Below are 13,228 nucleotides of genomic sequence, written 5' to 3'. Positions count from 1 at the left end.
GGCTGGGGTGAGCTTCCGGGCAAGAACGGTGCTCGGTCCGCTCGCCGGGTAATGCGGGGCAAGGCCGGGTAATGCCCATCGACGGCCCTTCGCCGCGAGACAGCGCAGGCTCGCTCCAGGTTGCTCCCAAGGCTCGCGGGAGGCCTGTGGGCCCTCAGCGTGCCACCAGCAAGGTGGCGAGCTGCTCCAGCAGGCTGGCATGGAAGCGTTTCGGGTCCTGCACCTGTGGCGAGTGGCCCAGCTCCGGGAAGGTCACCAGCCGGGCGCCGGGAATGGCGCGGGCGGCCGCCGGACCGAGGGTGGCGTAGTTGCCCAGCGTGGCGGCGATCTCCGGTGGCGCGGCATCCCTGCCCGGTGCTGTGGTGTCGCGCTCGCCGATCAGCAGCAGGGTCGGCACCCTGATCTGCGGGAATTCGTGCGCCACCGGCTGGGTGTAGATCATGTCGTAGGTCAGCGCCTGGTTCCAGGCGACGCTGGATTTGCCCACGCCCTGGTACATGCCGGCGCTCATCAACACCCATTTGTCGTATTCCGGCCGCCATTCCCCGGCGTAGTAGGTGGCTTGCTGGTACTGCTTGAGGCCCTCGAAGCCGGTCTTCAGCTCGCGCTCGTACCAGTCGTCGATGCTGCGGTAGGGCACGCCCCTGGCCTTCCAGTCCTCCAGGCCCAGGGGGTTCACCATCACCAGCGCCACGGTGGCCTCCGGGTACATCAGTGCATAGCGGCTGGCCAGCATGCCGCCCATGGAATGGCCCATCACCACCGCCTTGCCCACGCCCAGGCTCTGCAGCAGCGCACGGGTGTTGGCGGCGAGTTGATGGAAGCTGTACTGGTAGCTGCGCGGCTTGCTGGATTTGCAGAAGCCGATCTGGTCCGGCATCACCACCCGGTAGCCCGCCGCCAGCAGCTCGCGCGCGGTGGCTTCCCAGGTGGCGCCGCAGAAGTTCTTGCCATGCAGCAGCACCACCGTGTGGCTATTGGGGCGCTCGGGCTGCACGTCCATATAACTCATCTCCTGCGTCTGGCCCTGGGCGCGCACCGGGAAGTTGCGCACCTCCCAGGGGTAATCGAAACGCTCCAGGCGGGCGCCGTAGTCCGGCACAGCCGGCGTCTGGGCGTGAACGCTGGCGGAGGGCAGCAGGGCCAGGGCGGCGGCAAGCAGCTTCTTGTTGGACATGGGGACTCCTGTTGGGAGGGGAAAGCCGGGAGCAGAGGGCGGACACCGCTGCGACCGGGCGAGGGAACGCGGGTTCCGGCCGCCTGCTCATGCTGCTGGTCTGGACTGATGTTCCGCCAGGCATGCTGCCATGTTCTGCCCCCAGGCCCGAACCCCCTCGTGGGCAGCCCACTCCGCGGCCGGGAAACGATCCTGCCGTTTCATCCCGCGGGCTGCGGTCGCCGCCACCCTGTGAGGCTATATAAAAAAACAGTGTAAAGTCGCGCGATGTTCTTCCCGCTTTCTCCCGCGCTCTACTACCTGGCCAACTTCCATCGCGCGCTGGACTGGCTGGGCCGGCATCACCTCGACCTGATGGACGCCGCCGAGCGCGGCTTCCTGCGCCGCTTCCCCGCCTTGCCGCTGCCTGCGCAGGCCCTGCTGGTGCGCATGGTGATGCGCAAGGGGCCGCATTTCCGCGCCAGCAAGCTGAACTACGCCGAGCTGGGCTGCCCGCTGCAGGCGGCGGAGGCGTTGCTGGAGGCCGGCTGGGTCAGCCGCGACGCCCTGCTGACGGTGGCGGAGGTGGCAGGCTTGCTGCGGCGCGAAGAATTACTGCAGCACTTGGGGGCCTGTCTGCCGCGCGCTTCCCAGCCCAAAGCCTTGTTGATCGCCAGCCTGGCGGAGGCGCTGCCGGGCAGCCGCCGCTTCGCCGACTGGTGCCCGGCGGCGGACGAGGCGGTGCTTAGCCTCACCGTCGCCGAACTGTGCGAGCGCCTGCGGCTGATGTTCTTCGGCAATCTCGCCCAGGACTGGTCCGAGTTCGTGCTCGCCGACCTCGGCATCTTCCGCTATGAGATGGTGGAGATGGCGCCTGGCGCGCGTGGCTTCCGCAACCGGGCGGAGCTTGAGGCGCACCTGCATCTCTACCGCTGCCGGGAGCGGCTGGCGGCGGGCGAGGCGGTGGCCGCCCTGTGGCCGGAGCTGGGGCCGCGGCCGGTGGACAGCCCCCACCTCGCCCGCCGCCACGGCCGCGTGGCGCTGGCCTTGGGGCGGCAACTGGAGCGCGAGGGCAAGCTGGAGCAGGCGCTGGCGCTCTACCGCGAGGCTGGCGGCGAGGGCAGCCGGGCGCGCCGCATCCGGGTGCTGGAACGGCTGGCGCGGGATGCGGAGGCGCATGCGCTGGCGCAGGAGGCGATGGCGGCCCCCGAGAGCGGCGCCGAGGCACAACTGGCCGCCCGCGCGCTGCGGCGGCTGTCGCCACGGCTGGGCCTGGGGCGTTTGCCGCCTGCGCCCAGGGCGGAGGAGGTGCGCATTCCGCTACGGCTGCCCAGATCCGCCGGCCGGGTGGAGGAGGCGGTGCGGGCGCATTTCCATACCCCGGAAGCGCCGGTGTTCTATGTCGAGAACACGCTGATCTGCAGCCTCTTCGGCTTGTTGTGCTGGGAGGCCATCTTCGCTCCGGTGCCGGGTGCCTTCTTCCATCCCTTCCAGGCGGGGCCCGCCGATCTGCATGACGGTGCTTTCCGCCAGCGTCGCGCTGCCCTGTTCGACGCCTGCCTGGCGCGGCTGGCGGATGGCAGCTACCGGGATGCCATCCGCGACAACTTCGCCGCCAAGCAGGGCATGCAGTCGCCCTTCGTGTTCTGGTCGATGCTGACGGAAGAACTGCTGGAACTCGCGCTGGTCTGCCTGCCGCCGGCGCACCTGCGCGCCTGCTTCGAGCGCCTGCTGCTGGACCTGCGCGAGAACCGTGCCGGCATGCCGGACCTGATCCAGTTCTGGCCGGCTCAGCAGCGCTACCGCATGCTGGAAGTGAAGGGGCCGGGCGACCGCCTGCAGGATAACCAGAAGCGCTGGCTCGCCTTCTGCGCCGAACAGGGCATGCCGGTGGCCGTGTGCTACCTGAGCTGGGAAGGCGAAGGCGGGGAGGCGGAAGCGTGAGCGCCGCCGCCGGGCCGGATCTGCCCGTGGTGGCGGAGCCGGCCTGCGGGCAGCACCGGCCGGCCGAAGCGGCCTCCGGCCAGCCTGCCGCCGGACTTGGCGCTGGGGCGGGCGCAGCAGCGCTCCTGCGCGTCGCCGTGCGCGAGCTGTGCGAATTCACCGCCAAGGCCGGCGACCTCGATCTGCGCTTCACCCCGTCGCCCACCGCGCAGGAAGGCATCGCCGGCCATGCGGTGGTGGCCGGCCGGCGCGGCGCGGGCTATCTGGCCGAAGTGCCGCTGCGCGGCCGCTATCAGGAATTGCTGGTGAGCGGCCGGGCGGATGGCTATGACCCGGAGGCCGGCGTGCTGGAGGAGATCAAGACCCACCGCGGCGATCTCGCCCGCCTGCCGGACAACCACCGCCGGCTGCACTGGGCGCAGCTGCGCATCTACGGCTGGCTGCTGTGCGCCGAGCGCGGCTTGGCCGGCATCACGCTGGCGCTGGTGTATTTCGACATCGCCAGCCAGCGCGAAACGGTGTTCCGCGAACAGGCCGACGCCGCCACGCTGCGGGTCTTCTTCGACGAGCACTGCCATCGCTTCATCGCCTGGGCGCGGCAGGAGGCGGCGCACCGCGCCGGGCGGGACGCAGCGCTGGCGGCGCTGCGCTTTCCCCACGCCGAATTCCGCCCCGGTCAGCGCGCGCTGGCGGAGGCCGCCTATCGCGCCGCCCGCGACGGCCGCTGCCTGATGGCCGAGGCCACCACCGGCATCGGCAAGACCCTGGGCACGCTGTTCCCGCTGCTCAAGGCCATGCCGACGCAGAAGCTGGACCGCCTGTTCTTCCTCAGCGCCAAGACGCCCGGCCGCCAGCTGGCGCTGGACGCGCTGGACCAGCTTGGCGCGCAGTGGTCCACCAGCCGCCCGCGGGTGCTGGAACACATCGCCCGCGACAAGGCCTGCGAGCATGCGGACAAGGCCTGCCATGGCGACAGCTGCCCGCTCGCCCGCGGCTTCTACGACCGCCTGCCGGCGGCGCGCGAGGTGGCCTTGCGGACCGCCCGGCTGGATCGCGCCACGCTGCGGCAACTGGCCGCAGCCCACCGCCTGTGTCCCTACTACCTGGCGCAGGAACTGTGCCGCTGGGCCGACGTGGTGGTGTGCGACTACAACTACTATTTCGACGCCGGCGCCTTGCTCCACGGCCTGGCCCAGCTCCGCGAGTGGCGTGTGGCGCTGCTGGTGGATGAAGCCCACAACCTGATAGAGCGCGGCCGCGCGATGTACAGCGCGGTGCTGGAGCCGCGCGACTTCGACCTCGCCAGGAAACTGGCGCCGGCAACGCTCAAAACCCCGCTGCGCCAGCTGCAGCGGCAGTGGAACGCGCTGGCGCGGGAACACGCCGGGGCCGGCCACAGCGTGCTGGCGCAGTCGCCAGCCCAACTGCTCGATGCCCTGCAGCAGACCGTGGCGGCGGTGGGCGAGCAGCTCGCCGAGCAGCCGGAAGGCATCGCGCCGGAGCTGCTGCGCTTCCACTTCGACATGCTGCGCTTCTGCCGCCTGGCGGAGGATTTCGGCGAACATTCCTTCTTCGACCTGGAGCCGCGCCCGGCTCCTCGCGGCCGGGTGCAGGCGCGCGTCGGCCTGCGCAACCTGCTGCCGGCGCCCTTCCTCGGCCCGCGGCTGCGCGGCGCCCACTGCGCGGTGCTGTTCTCCGCCACGCTGCAGCCGGCGCACTACCATGCCGACCTGCTCGGCCTGCCGGCGGACCACGCCCGCGTCGAAGTGGAGTCGCCCTTCCGCGCGGAGCAGCTGGAGCTGAGGGTGATCGCCGACCTCTCCACCCGCTACCGGCACCGCCAGCGCAGCCTGCCCGGGCTGGTCGGGCTGATGGCGGCGCAATTCGGCCGGCGACCGGGCAACTACCTGGCCTTCTTCAGCAGCCACGACTACCTGCGCCAGGCGCATGAGGCCTTCGCCGCAGCCTGGCCGCGGATTCCCACGTGGGCGCAGGCGCCGGGCATGGACGAGGCGGCGCGGGCGGCATTCCTAGCCCGCTTCCAGGAGGGGGGCCGCGGCATCGGCTTCGCGGTGCTGGGCGGCGCCTTCGGCGAAGGCATAGACCTGCCGGGCGAGCGCCTGGTGGGCGCCTTCATCGCCACCCTGGGCCTGCCGCAGATCAACCCGCTGAACGAGGAGATGCGCCGCCGCCTGCAGGCGCTGTTCGGCGCCGGCTACGACTACGCCTATCTCTACCCCGGCCTGCAGAAGGTGGTGCAGGCCGCCGGGCGGGTGATACGTACGCCGCAGGATCGCGGCTGCGTCCATCTCATCGACGACCGCTACTGGCAGCCGGAGGTGCGCAGGCTGCTGCCGGCGTGGTGGAAGGTGATGCGCTGCAGGGCGGCGGAGGTGGGGCGGCTGGCCTTGCCCGACGCCGCGTTTGCCCCTGGCGGCTGAAGAGGCGGGCGGGAGAGGGAGCGAGGGAGAGGGTGCGAGGGAGAACTGAGGTCAGCCTTGGCTTGCCGTTTTCGTGGGCCGCTCTTCGCACGGCGGAGAGGCCGGCAGCTGCGCTGCCGGGGGCTGCTGACCGCGCGAGGGATGCGCAAGCGGCGCCCGGCGCTTCGCCGTCGGGCCAGGCCGACCGTCCTGCGTCACTGTGGAACCGGCTGCCGCCCGGATCTCAGTGCCGTCTGTCCTTGCCCTCGGTGGCGTAGAACTCGCGCTTGACGGCGTACATCTGCGCATCGGCGGCATGGATGGCCTTGGACAGCGGCTGGTCCTGTTCGCAGGTGCCGACGCCCAGCGAGAAGCTGAGCGGCGCACCGGTGTAGAACTGGTTGTTGAGCGTGGTCACCGCGTTGATGCGGTTCACTACCTCTTGCGCGCCGCGCTCGTCCACTCCGGGCAGCAGCACCGCGAACTCGTCGCCGCCGATGCGCGCCGCGCACACGCCGTCGCCCACCGCCTTCTTCAGCACCTCGCCGGCACGCCGCAGCAGGCCGTCGCCGGCGGCGTGGCCCATGGTGTCGTTGGAGGTCTTGAGGCCGTTGAGGTCGGCGATGACCACGCTGATGGGGTAGGGGCCCTTGCGCGCCAGCCGCATCAGCTCCTCGTCGTAATAAGCGCGGTTGTAGAGCTTGGTGAGGGCATCGTGGCGGCCGAGGAACTCCAGGTAGGCCTCCGCCTTCTTGCGCGCGGTGATGTCGGTCAGCGCGATCAGCACCCGGTCCCAGCTGTCTTCGTGGCCGGGCAGCACCGAGAACTGCAGGAAGACGTTCACCTCGCTGCCGCCCAGGGCGTAGTTCACCGTCTCCCGCTGGTGCATCAGCTTGCCGTTCCACAGGTCCAGCAACTGGCCGGTGAAATGCTCGTGCATGTCGTCGCGGAACACCTTGTCCAGGTTGGCCAGCAACTCCTCCTTGCTGTGGGCGCCGAACAGCGTCAGCGTCTGCTGGTTCACGTCCACCACCTGGATTTCCTGGATACAGCGGCCGACGAACTCCGGGTGTACATCCAGGAAGACGCGGAAGTCGGTGATGCCGGCGTCGCGTACGCCCTGCAGCAGGTGGCGCACGCCGCTGAAGTTCTCCACCCACAGTGACACCGGCGAGTGTTCGAACAGGCCGCGGGCGTATTGCTCGGAGAACTTCAGCCCACGCTGGGCGGAAACCTTGTCGGAGATGTCCTCCAGCGAAATCATCACCCGCTTCCAGTCATGCTCATGGCCGGGGAGGATGCGGGCATTCACCTGCACGTCGATGCGGCGGCCGTCCAGCGCGTAGTTCACGCTCTGGCTGTTGAAGCCGGCGTGCCCCTTCCACAGCGCGGCCATGTCGCGGGCGTGCTGGTCATGCATGTCGTCGCGGAAGACCGAGCCCAGGTTGGCCACCAGGTTGGCGAGGTCGCGGGCGCCGAACATCTGCAGGGTGCGCTGGTTCACGTCCAGCACCCGGATCGCCGCCGAGCAGGCTTCCACCTGTTCCGGGAAGGCGGCGAAGTAGGCGTCGATGTCGGCGATGCCGGCGGAGCGCCAGTCGTCGAACAGCGCCTTGATCGCCGAGAAATCCTCCAGCCACAGCGAGATCGGCGCCAGCTGGAAGAGATCGTGGAAGTTCACATCGTGGGTGGAAACGGGAGAAACGCGGGAGGTGCTCATGGCCAGGAAAGCTTTCGGAAGGGGCGGCCGGCAAGGGCTGCACGACGATGATTTATATCATTTTTGCTCGATTCCGAGCGCTTATGTGCGTTTTGCCGCGACGCAGGGCAGGAGGCTGCATCAGCGCTCCGCGGCGGCGCCCGCGCCGGCCCGCGCCGCCGGGGCCGGGGGCGCTTCCGGCTGCTGGCACGGCCGGCTCCCTGCCGGTCCGCGCCGCATGCCAGCCGGCCACGGCCGGCGGCAGCCTGCAAAGCCTGTTCCTGCATATCCATGCGGCTCGGCGGCGATATGCGGCTGCAATTGAACCGCGGGCCTCGCCTCCTACCTAACCAGTGGCCTTTCCCCAGCTGCAGCAGGCACTTGCGCGCGATACGTTGCTATGGCGGCGCGCTGGCCCACCCCTAGAGGAGACCCCATCCATGTCCAGCCTTGTCCTCCGCCGTCCCGCCGGCTTCGTCCGGCGCATTTCCCTGGCTGTCGCCCTCGCCGCCAGCGCCGCGGCATCCGCCCAGGCCGTGCCGGACGCGCCCATCGGCTACGGCCCGGCGCCCGAGCTGCCCGCCCCGGAGCGCTCGCTGTTGCCCACCATCAACGTCGCCCCGGCCAAGGGCTGGGAGGGCGACACCAGGCCGGTGCCGGCCGCCGGCCTGCAGGTGGACGCCTTTGCCCGCGGGCTGGACCATCCGCGCTGGCTGTACGTGCTGCCCAATGGCGACGTGCTGGTGGCGGAGAGCAACCGCCCGCCCAAGGAGAGCGCCGGCGGGCCGGTGGAGTGGGTGCGCGGCCTGTTCATGAAGCGCGGCGGCGCGGTTACCGAGAGCGCCAACCGCATCAGCCTGCTGCGCGATGCGGACGGCGACGGCGTGGCCGAGTTCAAGACCGCCTTCCTGCAGAACCTGTCCTCGCCCTTCGGCATGGTGCTGGTCGGCGACTCTCTGTACGTGGCCAACGCCGATGCCTTGATGCGCTTCCCCTACCGCGAGGGCCAGACCGAGATCACCGCGCCGGGCGAGAAGGTGGCCGACCTGCCGGCGGGCATCAACTACCACTGGACCAAGAACGTGGTCGCCAGCAAGGATGGCAGCAAGCTCTATGTCTCGGTCGGCTCCAACAGCAACATCGCCGAGAACGGCATGGAGGCGGAGGAGAACCGCGCCGCCATCCTCGAAATCGACGCCGCCAGCGGCCGCAGCCGGCTGTTCGCCTCCGGCCTGCGCAACCCGGTGGGCATGGACTGGGAACCGCGCACGGGCACCTTGTGGACCGCGGTGAACGAGCGCGACGAGTTGGGCAACGACCTGGTGCCGGACTACATGACCTCGGTGAAGGACGGCGGCTTCTACGGCTGGCCCTACAGCTACTTCGGCCAGCATGTGGACGAGCGGGTGGAGCCGCAGCGGCCGGAGCTGGTGGCGGCCGCCATCGTGCCCGACTACGCCCTCGGCTCCCACACCGCCTCGCTGGGCCTGTGCTTTGCCAACGGCTCCCGGCTGCCGGCGCCCTTCACCGAGGGCGCCTTCATCGGCCAGCACGGCTCCTGGAACCGCAAGCCGCACAGTGGCTACAAGGTGATCTTCGTGCCCTTCGCCGACGGCCGGCCGCAGGGCATGCCGGTGGATGTGCTCACCGGCTTCCTCAATGCCGAGGGCGAAGCGCTGGGCCGGCCGGTGGGCGTGGTCATCGACGCCCGCGGCGGACTGCTGGTGGCGGACGATGTCGGCAACGTGGTGTGGCGGGTGAGCGCCGCGCGCTGAACCCCCACGTTGGACCGGCGCAGGAGATCGTACCTATTTGGATATAAGTCAAAAGCTTGAATGATTTCCTCGGCTAATCTCCTGCCCCGCTCGGCATTCCGTTTGCTTTATGCCGGGCGGGACGGAGATCGCCGCAGATGCAGACGCATCCGCAGATCTTCGCCCCTGAAACTGAAATTCGCCATCAGCCGGCCGTGATGTCCACGGCCGGCGCCGGTTCGAGGCAAGAATCTGCAATGAGAAAGAATACGACGCTGGTGGTATGGCAGGACAGCTATGCGCTGGGCCTGGAAGAGATCGACCGCCAGCACAAGATGTTGTTCGACATCATGAACCGCCTGTGGGCGGCCATCCTCGACAATGCCGAGGGGCGCCGCCTGAACACCATCCTTGAAGATCTGGAGCACTACACGGTGCTGCATTTCACCGAGGAAGAGACCTTCATGCGCTCCATCGGCTATCCGGACTTCGACGGCCATGTGGCCTACCACCAGAAGTTCGTGCGCAAGCTGATGGAAGAGAAGGAGGCGGCGCATGCGGGGCGCACCATCAGCCTGGAGCTGATCCATTTCCTCCGCGACTGGCTGGTGAATCACATCCTGGTCGAGGACAAGCGCTACGCGGCGCAGTTTCGCAGCGAGCAAGGGAGCAGTTCGCTGCTCGGGCGTTTCTTCGCCCGCCGGCGCTGAGCGCAGGCGGCAGGAGCCGCACCCGTCGCAAAACGGACAAGCCATGTCCCCGCATGGCCGGTACCGCACGAGAAGCAGCAAACACGCCGTCCCGGTCTCCGGGTGACTTTCAAACCGGCTGGCGGCCCGAGCGCGCCGCCTTGCCACCTCCGTCGCCCGGAGGACCGCTGGAACCGCTGCCGCCGTGAACGCCGGACTCCCTGCTTCTTCCGCCCCCAAGGCCAGCCTGCGCAGCCGCCTCGCCCTGTGGTTCGCCGGCCTTTCGCTGCTCACCCTGCTCAGCGCCGGCATCTACGTCGGCCGCATCGCCACCGGGCAGATGCAACAGGCCAGTGGCGATGCGCTGCTGGGTACCGCCAGGGCGGCGGCCATTCTGCTGGCAGACCAGTTGCACGAGCGCCAGCTCGAAATCACCCTGCTCAGCCAGGCGCCCCATTTCACCCGCGGCGACCTGGACGCGCCTGCCCTGCTCAGATCGATGGAGCAGCGGGCAAGGGCGCACGCGGAGTACGCCTGGATGGGCGTGGCGGATGCCGAGGGCAAGGTGCGGCAGGCGGTTGGCGAACTGCTGGTCAAGCAGTCGGTGGGCAGCCGGCCCTGGTTCCAGGAGGCGTTGAAGGGGCCTTACACCGGCGACCTGCACGAGGCGGTGCTGCTGGCCAAGCTGCTGCCGGGCAGTGCGACCGGGGAACCGCTGCGCTTCATCGATTTCGCCGCGCCGATACGCGACGAGCACGGCACTCTCATCGGGGTGCTGGGGGCGCATGCCCACTGGAGCTGGGTGACCGGGCTGGTGGAATCCACCGTGGCCCTGCAGGACATGCAGCGGGAGGCGGAGGTGCTGATCGTCAACGCCAGGGGCGAGGTACTGTACCCGGAGCGCCTGATCGGCACCCGTTACCAGGGCGACCTGGCGGCCGGGGCCGGTAGCTGGTCCGACGGCGGCGACTATCTCACCCGGGCGATGCCGGTGGGCATGCGCAGCGCCCCGGGGCTGGGCTGGTCCATCGCGGTGCGCCAGCCCCTCGCGGTGGCGCTGGCATCCGCCCATGATCTGCGCGACCGGCTGCTGTTGCTGGGCGTGCTGGCGGCGGCGGTGTCCGGTGTGGTGGCCTATCGTCTGGCGCAGCGGGTGAGCCGGCCGATAGAGCAGCTGGCGCAGGCTGCCCAGCAACTGCGGGCCGGCGCCCAGGGCTTTGCCATTCCGCGCGACCAGGCGGTGCGCGAGATCGCCCAGCTCAGCCAGGCCTTGCAGGAGATGACGCGCTCCCTGCTGGACAAGGAGCGCGCGCTGCGCGAAGCCAATGCCTCGTTGGAGCTGACGGTGCAGCAGCGCACCGACGCGCTCACCCGCGCTAACGAAGCGCTTTCCCGCCTGGCCGTCCGCGACGGCCTGACCGGCGTGTTCAACCGCCGCCGCTTCGACGAGCGCCTGGCCGAATGCCAGCAGCTTTTCCTGCGCGACTGCGAGCCGTACGCGCTGCTCATCATCGACGCCGACCACTTCAAACGGGTGAACGACGACTACGGCCACGCCGTGGGCGATGCGGCGCTGAAGCGGCTGGCCGGGCTGCTGCAGCAAAACACCCGCAGCAGTGACTTCGTTGCCCGTTACGGCGGCGAGGAGTTCGTGGTGCTGCTGCCGGAGGCCGGTGGCGAGCAGGGCGCGCTGGCAGTGGCGGAGAAGATACGCGCAGCGGTGGCGGCAGCCGAGTTCGCCGAAGTGGGCGGCATCACCATCAGTGTCGGCCTGGCCCTGGCCTCAAGGCTGGATGGCGACGCCGGTGCGCTGTTGAAGCGCGCCGACCATGCGCTGTACGAGGCCAAGCGCGCCGGCCGCAACCGGGTGGTGAAGGCGCCGCCGCCGGTCGAGGAAGCGGTCCTCCGCGGCTGAGGGCCGCCGGCCGGCCTTCCGGCTTCCTGGCGCGCCCGTTTGCCGCCCACCGCGCTGAGCGGTGGGCCTTCCGGTGGCGGCCGGGGCTGTTTGCTGCAGGAATCCCGACGGGTTCCGCCGGGCGCCCCGCGCAGCGCCGCGGGGCGGCCGTTTCCGCGTCTCGCTTGCCAGCCGGCCTCAGGCGCGCGCCAGCTTCACCACCCAGCTCACCAGTTCGCCCTGGCGGTGGGCGCCGGTCTTGCGGAAGACGGACTTCAGCTGCGCCCGCACCGTCTCCAGCGCCACCTGGCGTTGCTCGGCGATGCGCTCCAGGCTGTCGCCTTCGGTCAGCATCGCCGCCAGCTCCGCTTCGGCGGCGGTGAGGCGGTAGAGGCGCTGCAGGCGGGCGCGCAGGCCGCGCGGCTGGCCGTGCACCGCGGTGAGCCGCAGCAGCGCGAGGCCGGGTTTGCCGATCAGCGGGCTGGCGATGGCGACCCAGGTGCCGGCAGCGGCGCGGGTCTCGATCAGCGCTTCGGCCTCGCAGCGGTCGCGCAGGCTGTCCAGCACCAACTGGCGCAACGGCCGCAGCAGCGTCTCCTCACTGCGGCTGCGGTTGCCGTGCTTGCGCAGGCCGCTCCACAGCTCGCCGCTTTCCTCCAGCGCGGCGAGGTTGGCCCAGATCACCGAGAGGTGCGCATCCACTACCACCAACGGCGTCGGCAGCTGGGCGGCGATGTCGCAATTGCGCCGGCGGGCGCCGGTGCCGCTGTCGTCGAAGCCCAGCGGCGGCGGCATGGCGTTGCCGATGCGCCAGTGGTGAACGAGCTTGTCCAGCTCGCGGCCCTGTTCGACGCTGAAGGGCGCGGCGCCGGCGAAGCGCTGGAAGCCCAGCAGCCGCAGCGAGCCATCCGGCAGCTGCCACTGGGCGGCGGCCACATGGCGGATGCCGTTGGGGCGGATGTAGCCGTCCATCAACTCCTGCTGCGCCAGGTAGGCGGGATGGCTGTCGGTATCCAGGATGAGGGCGCGACCGGCGGGGCGGACGGCGAGCAGGCTGGCCAGCGGGTCCAGGCGGGAATAGTGGTCGCGGTAGGCGAGGGCAGCCGTTTCCTCGTGACCCCGGGAGATCAGCGCGTGGCTGCCGTCGGGGTGGCGGGTGAGCATGCCGTGCGCTTCGGCGCCCAACATGTCGGCGATGTGCGCCAGCCATTCGGCGGCGGCCTCGTCACGTAGCGTGAGGCTGTCCATGCTGTTCTCATCTGCGGGGGGCTGATGCCTAACCCTAGCGCCGGATAAGAACGAAGGCATCTGACTTTATGCGTAGCGCGTCGGCCAAGAAACCCATTCTGGGGAAGCGGTCAAACAGGGCGGATGCGCGGCAGCGGGGCGCGCCGGCCGCCGGGAGGTGCCATTTGGCTGCGTGCAGGGCCTGGCCGTTGCCGCTTAAGAGGTATGGCCCCTACCGCGGCAGGGACGCCGGCCTGCGGCTGGCCGCGCCGGGTGTTGCGCGCTGGCAGCGGGAGGGTGCTCGGCCGCCAGCTGCCAGCGCAGCCCGCCGCGGTGGCGGCAGGCTTCCGCCCTTCAGCTGCGGGGCCGCAGCTTTCTGGCGGCGAGCAGGGCGCCGCCGAGCAGCAGCAAGCCGGCGCTGCCGGGCTCGGGCAGGGTGCGGGGA

The 13,228-nt window shown here is 70.1% G+C and carries 8 protein-coding genes; 5 read left to right on the top strand and 3 right to left on the bottom strand.

Going from position 1 to position 13,228, the window contains the following annotated elements:
• Positions 1-154: 154 nt before the first annotated feature.
• Positions 155-1,177, bottom strand: coding sequence for an alpha/beta hydrolase (locus GRF61_RS20345; protein WP_169152453.1), 1,023 nt, complete (start codon positions 1,175-1,177; stop codon positions 155-157).
• 267 nt (positions 1,178-1,444) lie between these two features.
• Here GRF61_RS20345 and GRF61_RS20340 point away from each other — a divergent pair, with 267 nt between their 5' ends.
• Complete coding sequence (locus GRF61_RS20340; protein WP_169152452.1) at positions 1,445-3,100, top strand: VRR-NUC domain-containing protein; 1,656 nt, start codon at positions 1,445-1,447, stop codon at positions 3,098-3,100.
• Entirely contained in the window at positions 3,097-5,541 is a 2,445-nt protein-coding gene (locus GRF61_RS20335) for an ATP-dependent DNA helicase (RefSeq protein WP_348982448.1), read from the top strand. The genes GRF61_RS20340 and GRF61_RS20335 overlap by 4 nt, the downstream gene beginning before the upstream one ends.
• A gap of 223 nt (positions 5,542-5,764) precedes the next feature.
• Here the strand turns inward: GRF61_RS20335 and GRF61_RS20330 are convergent, their stop codons facing one another.
• Complete coding sequence (locus tag GRF61_RS20330) at positions 5,765-7,240, bottom strand: diguanylate cyclase (protein ID WP_169152451.1); 1,476 nt, start codon at positions 7,238-7,240, stop codon at positions 5,765-5,767.
• Between the two features lie 419 nt (positions 7,241-7,659).
• Here GRF61_RS20330 and GRF61_RS20325 point away from each other — a divergent pair, with 419 nt between their 5' ends.
• From GRF61_RS20325 to GRF61_RS20315, 3 genes are all read left to right on the top strand, one after another.
• Positions 7,660-8,994: a sorbosone dehydrogenase family protein gene (locus GRF61_RS20325; RefSeq protein WP_169152450.1), complete on the top strand. Its 1,335-nt coding sequence runs from the start codon at positions 7,660-7,662 to the stop codon at positions 8,992-8,994.
• Between the two features lie 236 nt (positions 8,995-9,230).
• Complete coding sequence (locus GRF61_RS20320) at positions 9,231-9,683, top strand: bacteriohemerythrin (protein WP_169152449.1); 453 nt, start codon at positions 9,231-9,233, stop codon at positions 9,681-9,683.
• 184 nt (positions 9,684-9,867) lie between these two features.
• Positions 9,868-11,577: a sensor domain-containing diguanylate cyclase gene (locus GRF61_RS20315; protein ID WP_169152448.1), complete on the top strand. Its 1,710-nt coding sequence runs from the start codon at positions 9,868-9,870 to the stop codon at positions 11,575-11,577.
• 177 nt (positions 11,578-11,754) lie between these two features.
• Here GRF61_RS20315 and GRF61_RS20310 read toward each other — a convergent pair whose 3' ends face one another.
• Positions 11,755-12,804, bottom strand: coding sequence for a helix-turn-helix transcriptional regulator (locus tag GRF61_RS20310; RefSeq protein WP_169152447.1), 1,050 nt, complete (start codon positions 12,802-12,804; stop codon positions 11,755-11,757).
• Positions 12,805-13,228 lie beyond the last annotated feature (424 nt).

Source organism: Azoarcus sp. TTM-91 (genome assembly GCF_012911025.1).
Taxonomy (GTDB): domain Bacteria; phylum Pseudomonadota; class Gammaproteobacteria; order Burkholderiales; family Rhodocyclaceae; genus Azoarcus.
This window is presented reverse-complemented; position numbering and strand designations above follow the sequence as displayed.